Raw genomic sequence first — 16,965 nt, 5'->3', positions numbered from 1 at the left:
AAGGCGCCTCTAGGCCCGGCCCGGGACGCGCAGGCGGCCGCGCATGAACTCGACGAAAGCCCGCAAGGGGGCCGAGGCGCCCAGGCGGCTGGGATAGTAGAGATGCCAGGCGGTCGGACCGGCCAGATAGGGGTCCAGCACCCGCTCCAGCCGTCCCGTCATCACGTGCGGCATGGCCAGGGGCTCGGGCTGATAGGTCAGGCCCAGGCCGTCGATCGCGCTCTTCAACAGGAAGTCGAAGTCGTTGACGCTGATCGCGCTGTCGACCGCCACCTCGAATTCGCGGCCGTCCTCCTCGAACTCCCAGCGATAGTTGTTGCGGCGGGTCGTCTGCAGGACGTTCAGGCAGGGGATGGCCTTCAGGTCGCGCGGATGCTCGGGCCGGCCCCAGCGCTGCAGCAGGGCCGGCGCCCCGACCACGCAGAACCGGAAGGGCTGCGACACCCGGACGGCCACCATGTCGGGCGCGATCATCTCGCCCATCCGCACGCCGACGTCGAAACCCTCCTCGATGATGCTGATCGAGGCGTCGTCGACGACGACCTCAAGCCGCACGTCCGGATAGGCGCGGGAAAAGTCGGTGATCACCGGGGCCAGCAGCATTCGCAAGGCCAGGCGCGAGGTGGTCAGGCGCACCGTGCCCGCCGGCCCCTCGCCCAGCGACCGCGCCGAGACCGTGGCGGCCTCCATCGCCTCGACCGCCGGCTGGGCGCCCTGCAGGTAGCGCCGCCCGGCCTCGGTCAGGCCGACCTCGCGGGTGGTGCGGGCGAACAGCACGACCCCCAGCCGGGCCTCCAACTGCTTGACCGCATGGCTGACCGCCGCCGGCGTGACGCCCAGGTCGGCCGCCGCCACGGTGAAGCTGCGTCGGCGGGCCACGGTGGTGAAGGCCACGACGCCGTCCAGCAGGTCGCGCTGCATTATCAAATCCTGTTTGAAACGACGTTCAAACTATCAAGGATTATCGCGAAGGGGTCGAGCCCTCATCTTCTGGCCACGGGCGAGGACGCCCACGAAACAAGGAGATCCGCCATGACCGCCATCGCTGACAACATTTCCGGCAAGGTCGTCGTCGTCACCGGGGCCAGCAGCGGCCTGGGCGAAGCGACCGCCCGCCACCTCGCCGCCAAGGGCGCCCGCCTGGTGCTGGCCGCCCGTCGCCTCGATCGTCTGCAAGCCCTGGTCGCCGAGATCACCGCCGCCGGCGGCCAGGCGATCGCCGTCCAGACGGACGTCACCGTCAAGGCCGACGCCGAGGCGATGATCGCCGCCGCCGTGAAGGCCTTCGGCCGCGTCGACGTGCTGGTCAACAACGCCGGCTACATGGCCATCGCCCCGATGTCGGCCCGCCTGACCGACGAGTGGGACAGGATGATCGACATCAACATCAAGGGCCTGCTGTACGGCGTCGCCGCCGCCCTGCCGGTGTTCGAGGCGCAAGGCTCGGGCCAGTTCGTCAACATCAGCTCGATCGCCGGCCGCAAGGTCTTCAGCCCGGGCGGCACGGTCTACAGCGGCACCAAGTTCGCCGTTCACGCCATCTCCGAAGGCCTGCGCCACGAGGTCGGTTCGAAGATCCGCGTGACGGTGATCTCGCCCGGCGGGGTCAACACCGAGCTCAAGCACGGCAGCTCCGACGCGGAGTCGCTGAAGGCCCTGGACGCCTTCTACGAGATCGCCATCGGCCCCGACGCCATCGCCCGCGCCGTCGCCTATGCGGTGGAGCAACCGGCCGACGTCGACGTCAGCGAGATCGCCGTCCGCCCGACGGCGCAGGACTTCTAGCGACCCACGATCCCCCGGCCATGAAACGTGGCCGGGGGCGACGTCGTTTGTTTCCCTGACACGTCAGAAGGAGACCGACATGGCCCGACCCGAAGACCGCGCGATTCCCTCCGACCTCGCCCCCGAAGGCGCCACCGCGGCGCTCTACGACGACGCCGACAACCTGAACCTCGACGCCGGCGCCGCGCCCCGCGACGGCGACCTCGACCACCGCCCCGGGACCAAGACCCGCCAGGCGCGGAAGGCCGAGATCAGCAACCGGCCGGTCTAGACCCCCAGATCCTTGCGCACGAACCGATAGGTCTCGCGCCGTTCGCAGGCGCAGGCCTTCATCTTGCCGTCCGGGGTCCACCAGACCAGCAGCGGATAGGCGAAGTTCACGCCGTTGGCCTTGAGCAGGGGCCGCAGGTCCTCGACGGACTTGCGGCCGGCCTCGATCACCGCGGTGCGGGCGACGTCGCCGTCGGCGGGGGCGATGCCGGCGGCCGTCCAGGCCTCGACCGGGGTGGCGTCCCACCTCTCCGACAGCGCCCAGCCGCGGTTGACCCACAGCTCGGCCACGGTCGCCCGCTCGGCCGGCGTCGACTTCGGCACGCCGTTGCGGTCGGCGCGGGCGATCTCGATCAGCCGGGTGTCGACCCCGGCCTTGTGCAGGACCGGATATTCCTCGGCCTTGAACCGCACGCAGTCGGGGCAGGTGCGGAAGCTGACCATGTAGAGCTTGGGGCCCTTCAGCCCGGGCGACACCCAGCCCGCGCCCTCCAGGATCTTGGCGATCTCGGCCTGGTTCCGGGTGATCGTCTTGGGTCGCCAGCGCAGGTCGTAGTTCCAATAGGCCCACGCGCCCGCCCCGACGGCGGCGATCACGACGACGGCGACCAGCCAGCGACCAAAACGCTTCATGCAAGAACTCCCTCTTCCCCAGCCTCTAACGTCCGACGTCGCGAGCGGTCCGTCAAATTCCCCGAGGCCCCGCCTTGGCCACGCTCTTGGAACTGCGCGGCGCGTTCTCTAGAGTCCGCGGATGACCAGCCCGCAGGCCCAGGACGCGGCCCGCCCCCACATCATCGACACCCTGATCGCCGAGCGGGCGCCGAAGCTGTGCGGCTCGCCGGCCTGGCCGCTGGCGCGCGGGCCGCTGCACGCCCTGCTGAGCTACGGCAAGGCCCGGGCCATGGTCGACGCCATCGCCCCGATGGGCGGCCGCGAGGCGCTGGACCACGTCTCGCGCCTGCTCAGCGTCGAGGTCGCCGTCCAGGGCCTGGAGAACCTGCCCGCCAAGGGCCGGGTGGTGGTGGTCTGCAACCATCCCACCGGCATCGCCGACGGCATGGCGGTGCATGACGCCCTCAGGGCGCGGCGGCCGGACATGCAATTCTACGCCAATTCCGACGCCCTGCGCGTCTGTCCCGGCCTCGACGAGGTGCTGATCCCGGTCGAATGGGTCGAGGCCAAGCGCACCCTGGGCGACACCCGCCGGGTGGTCGAGCGCACCCGGGCGGTGCTGAAGGCCGAGCAGGCCCTGATGATCTTCCCGGCCGGCAGACTGGCGACGAAGGTTCAGGGCCGGCTGACCGACAAGCCCTGGCAGCCCTCGGCCGTCTCGATCGCCCGGTGGAGCGACGCGCCGATCACCCCCATGCACCTGTCGGGGCCATGGTCCACCCTGTTCCACCTGTTCGACGGCCGTTTCCAGGAGCTGCGCGACATCACCCTATTCCACGAGATGCTCAACAAGCGCGGCCGGCGCTTCTCGCTGATCGTCGGCAAGCCGATCCCGGCCAAGGCGCTGGACCCCGACGCGGCCATGGCCGCCGGGGCGCTCAAGCACTTCGTCGAGCGGGTGCTGCCCTCGAACCCCGACGCGGTGCTGCGATGATCGAGATCTCCCTGCCCGACGAGGCGGCCACCCAGGCGCTGGGCGAAAAGCTGGCCTCGACCCTGCGTCCCGGCGACGCCGTCTGCCTGACCGGTCCGCTGGGGGCGGGCAAGTCGACCCTGGCCCGCGCCCTGGTCCGCGCCCTGACCTCGCCCGACGAGGAGGTCCCCAGCCCGACCTTCACCCTGGTGCAGTTCTATGACGGCCCCGACTTCCCGGTCGCCCATTTCGACCTCTACCGCCTGACCGATCCGGACGAGGCCTACGAGATCGGGCTGGAGGAGGCGCTGGAGGACGGCGCGGTCCTGATCGAATGGCCCCAGCGCTTGCAAGGCCGCCTGCCGGCTGACCGACTCGCTATAGACATCACCCCCATGGGCGAAGACGGATCGGCGCGCCGCGCCATCCTCGTCCCGCACGGAACCTTCGAAGGACGCAAGCTTGAGCTCTGATCGCGAAACCCTCAAGGCGGCCTTCCTGACGGCCCACGGCTTCGGCGACGCCCGCCGCGAACTGCTCAGCGGCGACGCCTCGACGCGCAGCTACGAGCGGCTGCACCGGGACGGCGACAGCTTCATCTTCATGGACCAGCCGCCGGCCCTGGAGAGCGTGGTCTGCCCGCCCGGAGCCAGCGACGCCGAGCGCGTGGCCCTGGGCTACAACGCCGCCGCCCGCCTGGCCGCCGGCTCGGTCGCCGCCTTCGTCGCCACCGCCGCCTACCTGCGCGAACGCGGCCTGTCGGCGCCCCGCATCCTGGCCCACGACGTCGAGGCCGGACTGGCGGTGCTGGAGGACCTGGGCGACGGCCTCTACGCCACCCTGATCGCCGAGGGCCAGGACGAGGTCCCGCTGTACGAGACCGCCGTCGACGTCCAGGTGGCCCTGCACGCCGAGACGCCGCCGGACGTCCTCACGGCCGAAGGCGGCGTGGCCTGGCCGCTGCTGACCTACGACACCCTGGCCTTGAAGATCGCCACCGACACCTTCCTGGAATTCTGGCCGAAGTTCTCGGGCCTGCCGGCGTTCGGCCCCGAGGCCGTGGCCGCGTGGGACGCCCTGTGGGCCCCGGTCTGGGTGCGTGGCGAGGCCGGCGCCTCGGTCTTCACCCACCGCGACTATCACGCCCAGAACCTGCTGTGGCTGCCCGAGCGCGACGGCGTGGCCCGGGTGGGCCTGCTGGACTTCCAGGACGCCCTGCGCGCCCACCCGGCCTGGGACCTGACCCACCTGCTGCAGGACGCCCGCCGCGACGTCTCGCCGGAGCTGGAGCAGGCCATGCTCGACCGTTACCTGACCGCCCGGCCGGGCGTGGATCGGGCGGCGTTCATCGCCGACTATCGCGCCCTGGCCGCCTCCAACGCCGCGCGGATCCTGGGCCGAGTGTTCGCCCGCCAGGCCCTGCTGGGCCGCCCGCAGTACGAGGCCTACATGCCGCGCACCTGGCGCTATCTGGAGCGCAATCTGAACGACCCGGCGATGACCGGCGTGAAGGCCTGGTTCGACGCCCACGTGCCGTCGGAGTTCCGTCGATGAGCGCGCCCCCGCAAGCGCCCAAGATCGCCATGGTCCTGGCCGCGGGCCTGGGCACCCGCATGCGCCCCCTGACCGACGACCGGCCCAAGGCCCTGGTCGAGGTCGGCGGCAAGGCGTTGATCGACCACATGCTGGACCGCCTGGCCGCCGCCGGGGTCGAGACCGCCGTGGTCAATGTCCACTATTTCGCCGACCGGCTGGAGGCGCACCTGGCCGCCCGGGCGGAGACCCATCCCCTGCCCCGCATCGTCATCTCCGACGAGCGTCCCCAGGCCCTGGAGACCGGCGGCGGCGTCAAGCACGCCCTGCCCTTGCTGGGCGACGATCCGATCTGGGTGGCCAATATCGACTCCGTCTGGATTGAACAGACCTCGGCCATCGAGGCCGTGGCCCGGGCCTGGGATCCGGCGACCATGGACGTCTGCCTGATGCTGGCCTCGACGACGCGGTCGCTGGGCTTCCACGACACCGGCGACGTGTTCCTAAGCGACGAGGGCGTCGTGCGGTTCAAGACCCCGGGCGAGACCGCGCCGCTGGTCTATGTCGGCGTCCATATCTGCAAGCCCCGGATCGTGGCCGACGGTCCCGAGGGCCCGTTCTCGCTGCTGCCGACCTGGAAGGCGCTGGCCGCCGACCACCGCGTGCACGGCGTCGCGCCGGACGGGGTCTGGATGCATGTCGGCGATCCCCAGGCGCGGGACGCCGCCGAGGCCCGGTTGGCGGGAAGCGCCTGACCATGGCCGGCCCCTTCGATCGTCCCCCCTTCGATCGTCTGGGGCCGCGCTGGTTCTCGATCCCCGCCCACCGGCCCTTCGTCGAGGACCTGGCGCGCGGGCTGCTGGACGCCCTGGCGCCGCTCGGCCCCGAGGCCCTGGCCGCCGCCACCGTCCTGACCCCGACCCGACGCGGGGCCCGCGCCCTGGCCGACGCCTTTGTCGCGGCCGGCGGCGGCAAGGCCCTGCTGCTGCCGCAGATCCGGCCGCTGGGCGACCTGGACGAGGGCGAGCCGCCGTTCGAACCCGGCGAGCTGTCGCTGAACGTCCCCCCCGCCGTGTCCTCGCGCCGCCGCCGGTTCGAGCTGGCCCGGCTGGTGGCCGACAACGCCCATCTGCTGTCGTTCCAGCCGCAAGCCGGCCAGGCGCTGGAGATGGCCAAGGCCTTGGCCGAGTTCCTCGACAGCTGCCAGATCGAGGAAGTGATCACCGACGACGGCCGCCTGGACGGCCTGGCCGAGGGGGATCTGGCCCAGCACTGGCAGGTCTCGGCCCGGTTCCTGAAGGCGGTGCTGACCGCCTGGCCCAAGCGCCTGGACGAGATGGGGCTGATCGACGTCAGCGACCGGCGGGTGCGGCTGCTGAACGCGCTTTCGGACCAGTGGGAGGCCAGCCCGCCGCAAGGCGTGCTGGTCGCCGCCGGCTCGACCGGCACGGCGCCCGCCACCGCCCGCCTGCTGCGGGTGATCGCCGGCCTGCCCCAGGGCGCGGTCGTGCTGCCGGGCCTGGACGACGGCCTGGCCGACGACGCCTGGGAGCAGATCGAGGGCGTCCAGGGCGAACAGCATCCGCAGGGGGCGATGAAACGCCTGCTGGACGGGGCCAAGGTCACCCGCGCCGACGTCCGCCCCTGGTGGCCCGAGGCCGACAGCCGGGGCCGCTGGCGTCGCCGCCTGATCAACGAGGCCCTGCGCCCGGCCCAGGCCACCGCCGACTGGCTGGCCCAGATCGACCGGCTGCGCGCCGAAGCGCCTGGGCTCGATCCGATCGAGGAGGGGCTGAAGGGCCTGTCCCTGGTCAACGCCCGCACCGAGGAGGAGGCGGCCGTCGCCTGCGCGCTTCTCTTGCGCGAAGCGCTGGAGGATCCGGGGCGGACCGCCGCCATGGTCACCCCCGACCAGGAGCTGGCCCGGCGGGTCAACGCCCGCCTGGTGCGCTGGGGCGTGATCCCCGACAGCTCGGCCGGCGCGCCCCTGGCCGCCAGCCCCGCGGCGATCCTCGCTCAGCACGTGGCGGGCCTGGCCGTGGATCCGCTGGATCCCGTGCGCCTGCTGGCCGTGTCCAAGCATCCGCTGCTGCGCGCCGACGCGTCGGTGACCCGCGACCTGGAGCTGAAGGGCCTGCGCGGTCCGGCTCCGCGCGACGCCGCCCAGCTGTTGGAACGGCTGAAGGACCATGCCGAGGCCAAGACCCTGGTCGAGCGCGTGCTGGCCGCCGCCCATCGGGTCGCCTTGCCCTATGTCGCCGATCCCAAGGCCGGCCAGCCGGCCGCCGCCGCCCGGGCCCTGGTCGAGGCGCTGGAGGCCCTGGCCGATCCCACGGATCTCTGGGCCGGGTCAGCGGGCGAGAGCCTGGCGGGCCTGTTGTCGTCGCTGATCACCGACGGCGTCGCCCTGCCGCCGGCCTCGGCCCAGGGCTTCGCCGACCTGTTCGACCGCCTGGTCAACGAGGAGACCCTGCGCACCGGCGGGGCCACCCACCCGCGCCTGCGGATCTTCGGGGCCATCGAGGCGCGGATGGTGCGGGCCGACCGGCTGATCCTGGCCGGGCTGGAGGAGGGGATCTGGCCGCGCGGCGCGCCGATCGACCCGTTCCTGTCGCGGCCCATGCGCGCCAAGCTGAACCTGCCGCCGCCCGAGCGCCGCATCGGCCTGACCGCCCACGACTTCGCCCAGGCCGCCTGCGCGCCCGACGTGATCCTGGTCCACAGCGAGCGGCGCGGCGGGGCGCCGGCCGTCGAGAGCCGCTGGCTGTGGCGGCTGAAGACCCTGGCGCGCGGCGCGGGCCTTTCCCTGACCGAGCGCCCCGACGTGCTGGCCTGGGCCCGCGATCTGGACGCGCCAGGTCCCTACGAGCCGATCAAGCGCCCGGCCCCGACCCCGCCGGTCGCCGACCGTCCGCGCCGGATGGCCGTCACCCGGATCGAGGCCCTGACCCGCGACCCCTACGCCGTCTGGGCCCGCGACATCCTCAAGCTGTTCCCGCTGGACCGCCCTGACGAGCCGGTCGAGGCCCGGGCGCGCGGCACGGCGATCCACGCGGCGTTCGAAACCTTCTCGCTGGAGCATCCCGGCCCCGTGCCGGCCGACGCCGCCGGGATCTTCGCCGGCCTCTATCTGGGCGAACTGGAAAAGGCCGGCATGCCGCCCGCCGCCCTGGCCCGCGAACGGGCCCTGGCCCGCGAGGCCGCCCTGTGGGTCGCCGATCTGGAAACCCGCCGCCGCGCGGGGGCCGAACGGATCGTGGTGGAAGCCGCCGGCGAGCTGACCTTCGACATCGGCGGCCGGCCGTTCACGGTCACCGCCAAGGCCGACCGCATCGAGCCGACGCCGGACGGCCTGGCCCACATCCTCGACTACAAGACCGGCGCCGCGCCGTCCAAGAAGCAGGTCGAGACCGGCTTCTCGCCCCAGCTGACCCTGACCGCCGCGATCCTGCGCGAGGGCGGGTTCAAGGACATCGGCCCGCGCGAGCCCGGCGACCTGACCTATCTGCGGGTCACGGGCCGCAAGCCGGCCGGCGTCGAGGAGGTGCGGGCCGCCGCCGGGGTCGACAGCCAGGAGGCGGCGATCAAGGCGCTGAACGGGCTGCGCGAACTGATCGAGCGCTACGACAATCCGCACCAGCCGTACCTGTCGCGCGTGGCGCCGCAGTTCGTGCACGATCACGCGGGCGACTACGGGCATCTGGCCCGGGTGTTCGAGTGGTCGACCAGCGGCGACGACGGGGAGGGTTCGGAGTGAGCTTCGCCCTCCCCCAAAAGTCCCTCCCCCTGTGGGGGAGGCGATCGCGAAGCGATCGGTGGGGGGATACCGCCGAGGTGGGACGACTCCCCCACGGGGGGAGGGCCTAGTTATGTCCGACGCCCTGACCCTGCCCCCGGACCCCCAGCGCATCGCCGCCGACCCGGCGATCTCGGCCTTCGTCACGGCCAATGCCGGCTCGGGCAAGACCAAGACCCTGATCGACCGGGTCGCGCGCCTGCTGCTGGCCGGCTCGACGCCCGAGGCGATCCTGTGCGTGACCTACACCAAGGCCGCCGCCGCCGAGATGCAGCGGCGGCTGTTCGAGCGGCTGGGCGAGTGGTGCGTGACCCCCGACGTCAAGCTGCGCGAGCAGCTCGGGGCGCTGGAGGGCCGTGATCCGGCCGGCTTCAGCCATAAGGACCTGTCCGAGGCGCGGGGCCTGTTCGCCAAGGCGCTGGAGACGCCGGGCGGGCTGAAGATCCAGACCATCCACGCCTTCTGCGAGAAGCTGCTGCGGCGTTTCCCGCTGGAGGCCGGGGTCTCGCCCGGCTTCCAGGTGATGGACGACAGCGCCTCGTCCGCCATCGCCCAGGGCGCGCTGCGCCAGGTGGCGACCTACGTCACCGACCACGACGACGCCTTCGCCCTGGCCTATGCCCGGTTCTCGGTGGCCCTGGACTTCGCCAGCTTCGAGGCGATGTTCGCCACCTTCGAGACCCAGCGCGGGGCGATCGGCGACTATCTGCAACGGGTCGGCGGCCTGCGGGGGGCGGTCGAGGACGTCTGGAAGGTCTGCGGCTTCCACTACGGGGCCAGCAGCGTCGAGGACGTCACGGCCGAGGCGATGGCCGAACTGGACCGCGACCTCTGGCGCTCGGTCGCCGACGTGCTGCTGAACGGGACCAAGACCGACATCAAGTGCGCCGGCCAACTTCGGGCGGTGGCCGCCGATCCCGACGCCGACCTCGACCAGGCCCTGGCGGCGCTGTTCACCGAGAAGGGGGCCGGCACGCCCGCCACCTGGCCGGCCAAGACCTCGGGCCTGAAGTCCCGCGAGGACCTGCGCACGCGCCTGCTGGCCGAGCAGGAGCGCCTCGAGGAAGCCCGCGAATGGCTGCGCGCCGCCCGGGTGGCCGAGGACAGCGCCGACGCCCTGCGCCTGGCGGCCCTCTACGTCACCTCGCACCAGATCGAGAAGGACGCCCGCGGCGCCCTGGACTTCGCCGACCTGATCGACCGCACCAAGGTGCTGCTGACCGAAAAGGTCGACGCGGCCTGGGTGCTGTACAAGCTGGACGGCGGCATCGACCACATCCTGCTGGACGAGGCCCAGGACACCGCCCCCGAGCAGTGGGCGATCCTGCGGGCCCTGACCTCGGACTTCTTCGCCGGGGCCGGCGCGGTGCGCTGGCGGGCCACCCATCAGGGGGAGGACGTCCGCACCCTGTTCGTGGTCGGCGACGAGAAACAGTCGATCTATTCGTTCCAGGGCGCGGATCCCCAGCGCCTGCTGGCCGAGACGCAAGGTTACATCGCCCAGATCACCGCCGCCGACCGGATCGGCAAGGCCGTGCCCCTGACCATGTCGTACCGTTCGACGGTCGAGGTGCTGAGCTTCGTCGACGCCCTGTTCTCGGCCCCGGAGACGCGGTCGGGCGTGCCCGCCCCGGCCGGCGAGGACCTAGTGCGCCACCAGCCGTTCCGCGTCGACCACAAGGGGTGCGTCGACCTGTGGCCGCTGGAGCGCGAGCTGCCCGGCGAGGAGCGCGAGGCCTGGGACGCGCCGCTGGACGCCGAGAGCGAGCACGGCGCCAACCGCCGCCTGGCCGAGAAGATCGCCGTCGAGATCCAGGCCCTGATCGCCCGCCGCGACGCGGTGTTCGACAAGGAGACGAAGCTGTGGCGGCCCGCCCACCCGGGCGACATCCTGGTGCTGGTCCGCCGGCGCAAGGCGCTGTTCGAGGAGGTGCTGCGGGCCCTGAAGCGGCGCGGCGTGCCGGTGGCCGGCGCCGACCGCCTGAGCCTGTCGGCCCACATCGTGTTCGACGACCTGCTGGCGCTTGGCCGGTTCTGCCTGTTCCCCGACGACGACCTGACCCTGGCGGCCCTGCTGAAGAGCCCGTTCTGCGGCCTGTCGGACGACGACCTCTACGCCCTGGCCAAGGGCCGGCCCGGCACGCTGTGGAAGGCCGTCAACGACCGCGCCGCCGAGCAGCCCAAATGGTCCGCCGCCCGCGACCTGCTGCGCTGGGCCCTGGCGGAGAGCCGCCGCAAGCAGCCGTTCGAGTTCTACGCCCTGCTGCTGGGCCGGGTGGACGACACCGTCCGCTCCAACCGCGCCAAGGTGCTGACCCGCCTGGGCGAGGAGGCCGCCGAGGCCCTGGACGAGTTCCTGGCCCAGATCCTGGCCGCCGAGCAGCGCGGGGTGCGCGACCTGGAGGCCCTGGTCGCCGACTTCGCCAGCCTCGACATCGTGGTCAAGCGCGAGATGGAGGGCGCGCGCCAGGAGGTGCGGGTGATGACCGCCCACGGCGCCAAGGGCCTGGAGGCGCCGATCGTCTTCCTGCCCGAGACCACCATGAAGGGCGGGGCGCGCGGCTCGCCGCTGATGCGGACGGAGGCCGGCGGCTTCCTGTGGTGCGCGTCCAAGGCCAACGACTGCGAGGCCAGCGCGAGCGCCCGCGAGCGCCGGGAGAAGAAGGACGCCGAGGAGGCCCTGCGCCTCTACTACGTGGCCCTGACGCGAGCCCGCGACCGCCTGATCCTGTGCGGCCGGATCGACGCGCGGACCAAGGACGAGAACGTCGGCGGCTGGTACGCCGCCGCCCAGGCCGCCTTCGCCCATCCCGATATCGAGCCGGGCGTGCGGGAGATCTCCGATGACGGCCGCAAGCGCTTCGGGCCCGACCCGATGCGCGCCGATGCCTCGGCGCCGCGCCCGGCGCCGGGCCCCGTCCCGACCCCCGCCTGGACCCTGGCCCCGGCCGCGCCCGAGACGCCCGCCGCCCGCTACGCCGCCCCCTCGACCCTGGAGGACGAGGCCCGGGGCAGCGCGCCGTCGCCCCTGGCGGCGGTGTCGGGCCTGGGCCGCTACCGGCGCGGCGAGATCATCCACCGGCTGCTGCAGCTTCTCCCCGACATCGAGCCGGTGGATCGCAGGACCGCCGCCGGCCGCCTGCTGGCCGCCGAGCGCGACCTGACCGACGACCAGCGCGCGGAAATGGCGTCCGCCGCCTTCGGCGTGCTGGAAGACCCCCGGTTCGCGGCGGTGTTCGGCCCCGGCTCGCGGGCCGAGGTCTCGGTGGCCGGCGGGGCGCGCGGCCTGCCGTCGGACCTGAAGATCTCGGGCCGGGTCGACCGGCTGGTGGTCATGCCCGGCCGCGTCCTGGTGGTCGACTACAAGACCAACCGCCCCTCGCCCGACCGCATCGAGAACGCCGATCCGGCCTATCTGTCCCAGATGGCGGTCTACGCCGCCGTGCTGGCCGAGGTGTTCCCGGACCGCCCGATCGAGGCCGCGATCGTGTGGACGGACGGCCCCAAACTCATGGCGGTTCCAGAAAAGGTGATGGCCGCCGCCCTGGCCCGGCTGTTCTAGATCATTGCCGAGGGGGGCGCGGGTCCCTAAATCTTGCTGCAAGACGGGGCGCGAATCCCCACCCAGGCAGTTTGGGCCACACAGTTTTCTAGCGCGCCCCGATCCTCCGGGCGCAGATGGAGCCAAAGAGATGAGCACCGTGACGGTGACCGACGCGTCCTTCGAAAAGGACGTCCTGCAGGCCGACAAGCCGGTCCTGGTCGACTTCTGGGCCGAGTGGTGCGGTCCGTGCAAGCAGATCGCCCCGGCCCTGGAGCAGATCTCCGAGGAGCTGGCCGACCAGGTCACCGTGGCCAAGGTCAATATCGAGGACAGCCCCACGACCCCGTCGCGCTACGGCGTGCGCGGCATCCCGACCATGATGCTGTTCCGCGGCGGCCAGATGGCCTCGATGAAGGTGGGCGCCATGCCCAAGGCCAAGATCCTGGAATGGCTGAACGAAGCCGGCGTGCACCAGCCCGCCTAGGCGTTCGCTGGTTCACAGCGCACAGCCGCCCGCCTCGCCGACGCGAGGCGGGCGGTTTGCGTTTGGGGGTCGATTTGCGGACAGAAGCCCGCCCTGGGATCGCTCCAGGAACCGGACCGTCTTCGGGCGACCGGACCCCGGCTGTCGCGCCGAACCGAGACGATGGTCGCGGTAGGCACGGGCGTTAAAATGTGAAGTCTGCGTCGCGAAGACAGGCCGCATGCGCGGTTCGGGAGGTTCGCAATGCTCGTCCGCGCCTTGGCTCTCGTGGCGTTTCTGGTCGGCACGCCGCGCGCGGTCGCCGGCGGTCCGGAGACGGTTTCGCTCTGGCCCCACGGGGCGCCGGGCGCCGAACGGCGGTCCGACGAGCCCGAGATCGTCGAGAACACCTATGTGCGCAACGTCCAGGATCCATCCCTGACGGTGTTCCCGGCCGATCCGCGCCACGCCAACGGCGCGGCCGTGATCGTCGTGCCCGGCGGCGGGCATCGCATGCTGGTCTTCGTCAACGAGGGCGTCGGGCCGGCCAAGGCGCTCAACCGCTACGGCGTCACCGCCTTCGTGCTGAAGTACCGTCTGGCGCGCGAGGCGGGATCGACCTACGCGATCGAACGCGACGCCGCCGCCGACCTGCGCCAGGCTGTCCGCTGGGTGCGGGCCAACGCCGCCCAATATGGCGTGGACCCGCGCCGGATCGGGGTGATGGGCTTTTCGGCGGGCGGCGAGCTGGTCTCGCTGGTCGCCGACAACCCCGCGCCGCCCCAGCCGCCCTCGGCCGATCCGCTCGACGCGGTCAGCGCCCGTCCCGACTTCCAGGTGCTGGTCTATCCCGGGCCCTTGGGCATCCCCGCCCAGGCCGCGGCCGGCGCCCCGCCGGCCTTCATCACCGCCGGCTCCCTGGACCAATGTTGCGCCGAACCGGCCGTGACCCTCTACAGCCAGCTTCGCAAGGCCGGCGTGTCGGCCGAGCTGCACCTGTTCGCCGACATGGACCACGGCTTCAACATCGCCGCCCACTCCGAGAGCCTGTCGATCCTGCACTGGCCCGACCGCCTGGCCGACTGGCTGAGCGACGGCGGCTGGCTGCACGAACGGCCCTTGGTGGACGCCAAACCCCTCAAGCCCTGAAACCGCCGCCAATCACCGGAACCACGACCATGGACATCGGACGCCGCGACCTTCTCCTCGCCGCCGCCTCTCTCGCCGTCGCCTCGGTCGCGGGAGGGGCCCGCGCCGCCGGCGATCGCAAGATCGGCTACGCGATCGTCGGCCTGGGCTATTACGGCCTCAACGTCATCCTGCCCCAGTTCGTCAACTGCCAGCACAGCCGGGTCACGGCCCTGGTCAGCGGGGATCCGGCCAAGGCCCGCGCGACCGCGGCGCGTTATGGCGTGCCGGAGCGCTCGATCTATTCCTATGAGACCTTCGACCAGATCCGCGACAATCCCGACGTCGATGTCGTCTACGTCATCCTGCCCAACTCCATGCACGCCGAGTACACGATCCGCGCCGCCAAGGCGGGCAAGCATGTGATGTGCGAGAAACCGATGGCGACCTCGGTCGCCGAGTGCGAGGCGATGATCGCCGCGTGCAAGGCGGCGGGCCGCAAGCTGATGATCGGCTACCGCTGCCATTTCGAGGCCACCAATCTGGAAGCCATGCGCCTGGCCCGCTCGGGCGCGGCCGGCCGCGTCCGCTATGTCCGCTCCGAGCACGGCTTCGTGCAGCGCGACCCGTCGAAGTGGCGGCTGAAGAAGGCGATGGCGGGCGGCGGGTCGCTGATGGACATGGGCGTCTACAGCCTGCAAGCGGCGCGGTACATGACCGGCGAGGAGCCGGTCTCGGTTATGGCGCGCGAGTCCACGGACCGCGGCGATCCCCGGTTCGCCGAGGTGGAGGACATGATCGAGTGGCTGCTGAAGTTTCCGTCCGGCGCGATCGCCAGCTGCCTGTCGACCTATAGCGCCAACCAGAACCATGTCCTGCTGATGGGCGACAAGGGACGGATCGAGCTTGAGCCCGCCACCCGCTACGACGGCAACCGCCTGTGGACCGGCAAGGACGGCCGCGCGGAGGAAATCTCGCCGCCGCCCGGTCCGGCCAAGACCCAGTTCGCCGGCCAGCTGGATCACCTGGCCGATTGCATTCAAGCCGACCGCTCGCCGATCGTTTCGGGAGAAGAGGGCTTGCGCGACATGCGGATCATCGAGGCGATCTACGGGTCGGCGCGCGAGGGAAGAACGGTCAAGCTATAGCGGGCGGCCGCACGGCCGACTCTGGGCCATCGTCATGCCCAAGGGCCGGCCGTACCACCGCGGATGCGGAATTGCGCCGGAAGCCGGCGTCTACTTCTTCCCGGGCGTGACGATGAACGGCGAGACCGAGGCCGGGGCCGTCTTCTTGTCCGCCTTGGGTTTGCGGACTTCCTTGTTGGACTTCTTCTGACCCTTGGCCATGGCGGCTCCTGCCTGGACGCTCGCGCGCCGGGGAGATCCAGCGGGCCGAGCCGCCCTTTCGGCGTGGGTCAAGTCTAGAGCTTCAGCGCGTCGAGACCTACGGATTTCGGGCGGCGCGGCCCACACCTCTCACACTCGTCTCCCCGGTCTGAACAACAGGGCCCGGGATGACGGGTGAAAATGGGATGGAGGAAGTCGCCCCCTAGGCCGCCTTCTTGGCCGCCTTTTCCTTCTTGGGCTTCTTGTCCTTCTTGCCGTGGGCCGGCTTCTCGGCCTTGGGGGCCTTGAGCTTCTTGGCCTTGGCCTCGGGCTCGGCGTGGACGTCGGTGACGGCCATGTCGGCCAACAGCTCCAGGAAGCCCTCGCGCTTGCTGGGCTTGAGCAGGGCCAGGATGCGGGCGTCGGCCATGGCCACCTTGGGCCGGCTCTCCGCCAGCACGGCGGCGCCGGCGGGGGTCAGGTTGACGGTGTTGGCGCGGGCGTCCTGGTCGGAGCGGTGGCGCTCCAGGTGGCCCTTGGTGATCATCCGGGCGACCATGTCGGCCAGAGTGGAGCGGTCGATGCCGGTGGCGCGGACCAGGCCCGTCTGGGTGACGCCCTCGTTCTCGGCCACCGCCGCCAGGACCGCGAACTGGCGCTGGGTGATCCCGCCCGATCCGCTTTCCTCGGCGTAGATGTCCAGGGCAAGCTGCAGGACCCGGTGCAGGAGATGACTGGGCGAACGGGCCAACGCCCCGCCGTGATCAGCCCCGTGGACGGCCTTGCCGTCCTTGTCCTTGGTCTTGGCCATGGTCCGTCGTCCCTCGTTTCCGCCGACGGACCTTTATGTACCACGGTTACGCGTCGTTTTGACGACAGATGGTCCGTGGGCTGTCGGTTGGCCTAGAATCCCGCGTCCGGCGGCTCGGGGGTCTTGGCCTCGTCGCCCTTGGCGATGTGCTTCATCATGAAGGGCACCTGGCTCAGCGAGAACAGCAGGGCCAGGGGCAGCAGGCCGATGCGGAACTTCACCCACATGTCGGTGGTCTGGGTCAGGCGGACCAGTTCGTTGGCGACGGCGGCGAAGGCGAAATAGCCGCCGTAGCGCAGGGTCAGGGTCCGCCAGGCCGCGTCGGGCAGATGCACGGCCTCGCCCATCAGGGCCTTGAGCGGCGCGCGGCCGGTGAGCACCCCGCCGATCATGAAGACCGCCAGGGCGGCGTTGACCACCGTGACCTTGACCTTCACGAACACGTCGCTGTGGAACACCAGGCCCAGGGTCCCGAAGATCAGGGCCATGACGCCGGAAAACAGCGGCAACAGCGCCACCCGGCGCTCGACCACATAGCCCAGCACCAGGGCCAGGGCCGAGGCGGCGACCAGCACCCAGGTGGCGGTCTGGAAATTCTTGGTGGCGAAGAACGCGACCCCGAAGGCGACCGGCGCGCCGTAGTCGATGGCGGTGCGCACCCAGGCGGCGTTCTTCTTGATCGCTTCGGAGGGGGCGGCTTCGGGAGGCGTGTCGGTCAT

16 protein-coding genes are annotated in these 16,965 nt (G+C 71.5%); 11 read left to right on the top strand and 5 right to left on the bottom strand.

All coding sequences use genetic code 11. The annotated features are described in order from the left end of the window. Nucleotides 1-9: 9 nt before the first annotated feature. Nucleotides 10-921 carry a LysR family transcriptional regulator gene (locus ASD21_RS16615; protein ID WP_056443659.1) on the bottom strand — a complete coding sequence of 304 codons (912 nt, stop codon included), beginning with the start codon at nt 919-921 and terminating at the stop codon, nt 10-12. Nucleotides 922-1,032: 111 nt separating this feature from the next. Between ASD21_RS16615 and ASD21_RS16610 the strand changes: the two genes are divergently transcribed. After that, nucleotides 1,033-1,785, top strand: coding sequence for an SDR family oxidoreductase (locus ASD21_RS16610; RefSeq protein ID WP_200941449.1), 753 nt, complete (start codon nt 1,033-1,035; stop codon nt 1,783-1,785). A gap of 79 nt (nt 1,786-1,864) precedes the next feature. Next, nucleotides 1,865-2,056 (top strand): hypothetical protein, encoded by a 192-nt coding sequence (locus ASD21_RS16605; RefSeq protein ID WP_056443658.1) that lies wholly within the window; start codon nt 1,865-1,867, stop codon nt 2,054-2,056. Here ASD21_RS16605 and ASD21_RS16600 read toward each other — a convergent pair. Further along, nucleotides 2,053-2,688 carry a hypothetical protein gene (locus ASD21_RS16600; RefSeq protein ID WP_056443655.1) on the bottom strand — a complete coding sequence of 212 codons (636 nt, stop codon included), beginning with the start codon at nt 2,686-2,688 and terminating at the stop codon, nt 2,053-2,055. The two genes, ASD21_RS16605 and ASD21_RS16600, sit on opposite strands and share 4 nt — an antisense overlap. Before the next feature lie 121 nt (nt 2,689-2,809). Here ASD21_RS16600 and ASD21_RS16595 point away from each other — a divergent pair, with 121 nt between their 5' ends. From ASD21_RS16595 to ASD21_RS16555, 9 genes are all read left to right on the top strand, one after another. Then, on the top strand, nt 2,810-3,664 hold the full coding sequence (locus tag ASD21_RS16595; protein WP_156398409.1) for a 1-acyl-sn-glycerol-3-phosphate acyltransferase: 855 nt from the start codon (nt 2,810-2,812) through the stop codon (nt 3,662-3,664). After that, nucleotides 3,661-4,116 (top strand): tRNA (adenosine(37)-N6)-threonylcarbamoyltransferase complex ATPase subunit type 1 TsaE, encoded by a 456-nt coding sequence (tsaE, locus tag ASD21_RS16590; RefSeq protein WP_056443653.1) that lies wholly within the window; start codon nt 3,661-3,663, stop codon nt 4,114-4,116. The genes ASD21_RS16595 and tsaE overlap by 4 nt, the downstream gene beginning before the upstream one ends. Beyond that, on the top strand, nt 4,106-5,197 hold the full coding sequence (gene amgK, locus ASD21_RS16585; protein WP_056443652.1) for an N-acetylmuramate/N-acetylglucosamine kinase AmgK: 1,092 nt from the start codon (nt 4,106-4,108) through the stop codon (nt 5,195-5,197). Before tsaE ends, amgK begins: the two co-directional genes overlap by 11 nt. Next, nucleotides 5,194-5,931, top strand: coding sequence for an N-acetylmuramate alpha-1-phosphate uridylyltransferase MurU (murU, locus tag ASD21_RS16580; protein WP_056443650.1), 738 nt, complete (start codon nt 5,194-5,196; stop codon nt 5,929-5,931). The genes amgK and murU overlap by 4 nt, the downstream gene beginning before the upstream one ends. Before the next feature lie 2 nt (nt 5,932-5,933). Beyond that, complete coding sequence (gene addB, locus ASD21_RS16575) at nt 5,934-8,933, top strand: double-strand break repair protein AddB (RefSeq protein ID WP_056443645.1); 3,000 nt, start codon at nt 5,934-5,936, stop codon at nt 8,931-8,933. A gap of 112 nt (nt 8,934-9,045) precedes the next feature. Beyond that, on the top strand, nt 9,046-12,534 hold the full coding sequence (addA, locus tag ASD21_RS16570) for a double-strand break repair helicase AddA (protein WP_056443642.1): 3,489 nt from the start codon (nt 9,046-9,048) through the stop codon (nt 12,532-12,534). A 130-nt stretch (nt 12,535-12,664) separates the two neighbouring features. Next, a complete protein-coding gene (gene trxA, locus ASD21_RS16565) occupies nt 12,665-13,000 on the top strand; it encodes a thioredoxin (protein WP_056443639.1) in 336 nt (111 codons plus the stop codon). A 243-nt stretch (nt 13,001-13,243) separates the two neighbouring features. Continuing rightward, nucleotides 13,244-14,128, top strand: coding sequence for an alpha/beta hydrolase (locus ASD21_RS16560; protein WP_056443635.1), 885 nt, complete (start codon nt 13,244-13,246; stop codon nt 14,126-14,128). 29 nt (nt 14,129-14,157) lie between these two features. After that, nucleotides 14,158-15,255 carry a Gfo/Idh/MocA family protein gene (locus ASD21_RS16555; protein WP_056443633.1) on the top strand — a complete coding sequence of 366 codons (1,098 nt, stop codon included), beginning with the start codon at nt 14,158-14,160 and terminating at the stop codon, nt 15,253-15,255. Between the two features lie 90 nt (nt 15,256-15,345). On the opposite strand, the gene ASD21_RS24045 is transcribed toward ASD21_RS16555, so the two are convergent. The 3 genes from ASD21_RS24045 to ASD21_RS16545 form a co-directional block, all read right to left on the bottom strand. Then, the gene (locus ASD21_RS24045) at nt 15,346-15,456 is read right to left on the bottom strand and encodes a hypothetical protein (protein WP_018061233.1); all 111 of its coding nucleotides are present in this window, start codon (nt 15,454-15,456) and stop codon (nt 15,346-15,348) included. Between the two features lie 202 nt (nt 15,457-15,658). After that, a complete protein-coding gene (locus ASD21_RS16550) occupies nt 15,659-16,246 on the bottom strand; it encodes a MarR family winged helix-turn-helix transcriptional regulator (RefSeq protein WP_056443631.1) in 588 nt (195 codons plus the stop codon). A gap of 92 nt (nt 16,247-16,338) precedes the next feature. Beyond that, the gene (locus tag ASD21_RS16545; RefSeq protein ID WP_056443628.1) at nt 16,339-16,965 is read right to left on the bottom strand and encodes a septation protein IspZ; all 627 of its coding nucleotides are present in this window, start codon (nt 16,963-16,965) and stop codon (nt 16,339-16,341) included.

The organism is Caulobacter sp. Root1455 (assembly GCF_001426905.1).
GTDB lineage: Bacteria > Pseudomonadota > Alphaproteobacteria > Caulobacterales > Caulobacteraceae > Caulobacter.
Note: the sequence above shows the minus strand (reverse complement) of the source record. Positions and strands in the feature narration are given on the sequence as shown.

Excerpts from the sequence above, each read along its gene's own strand:
- ASD21_RS16615 (WP_056443659.1), bottom strand. The coding sequence starts at position 921 with ATGCAGCGCGACCTGCTGGACGGCGTCGTGGCCTTCACCACCGTGGCC.
- ASD21_RS16610 (WP_200941449.1), top strand. The coding sequence starts at position 1,033 with ATGACCGCCATCGCTGACAACATTTCCGGCAAGGTCGTCGTCGTCACC.
- ASD21_RS16605 (WP_056443658.1), top strand. The coding sequence starts at position 1,865 with ATGGCCCGACCCGAAGACCGCGCGATTCCCTCCGACCTCGCCCCCGAA.
- ASD21_RS16600 (WP_056443655.1), bottom strand. The coding sequence starts at position 2,688 with ATGAAGCGTTTTGGTCGCTGGCTGGTCGCCGTCGTCGTGATCGCCGCC.
- ASD21_RS16595 (WP_156398409.1), top strand. The coding sequence starts at position 2,810 with ATGACCAGCCCGCAGGCCCAGGACGCGGCCCGCCCCCACATCATCGAC.
- tsaE (WP_056443653.1), top strand. The coding sequence starts at position 3,661 with ATGATCGAGATCTCCCTGCCCGACGAGGCGGCCACCCAGGCGCTGGGC.
- murU (WP_056443650.1), top strand. The coding sequence starts at position 5,194 with ATGAGCGCGCCCCCGCAAGCGCCCAAGATCGCCATGGTCCTGGCCGCG.
- addB (WP_056443645.1), top strand. The coding sequence starts at position 5,934 with ATGGCCGGCCCCTTCGATCGTCCCCCCTTCGATCGTCTGGGGCCGCGC.
- addA (WP_056443642.1), top strand. The coding sequence starts at position 9,046 with ATGTCCGACGCCCTGACCCTGCCCCCGGACCCCCAGCGCATCGCCGCC.
- trxA (WP_056443639.1), top strand. The coding sequence starts at position 12,665 with ATGAGCACCGTGACGGTGACCGACGCGTCCTTCGAAAAGGACGTCCTG.
- ASD21_RS16560 (WP_056443635.1), top strand. The coding sequence starts at position 13,244 with ATGCTCGTCCGCGCCTTGGCTCTCGTGGCGTTTCTGGTCGGCACGCCG.
- ASD21_RS16555 (WP_056443633.1), top strand. The coding sequence starts at position 14,158 with ATGGACATCGGACGCCGCGACCTTCTCCTCGCCGCCGCCTCTCTCGCC.
- ASD21_RS24045 (WP_018061233.1), bottom strand. The coding sequence starts at position 15,456 with ATGGCCAAGGGTCAGAAGAAGTCCAACAAGGAAGTCCGCAAACCCAAG.
- ASD21_RS16550 (WP_056443631.1), bottom strand. The coding sequence starts at position 16,246 with ATGGCCAAGACCAAGGACAAGGACGGCAAGGCCGTCCACGGGGCTGAT.
- ASD21_RS16545 (WP_056443628.1), bottom strand. The coding sequence starts at position 16,965 with ATGACCGACACGCCTCCCGAAGCCGCCCCCTCCGAAGCGATCAAGAAG.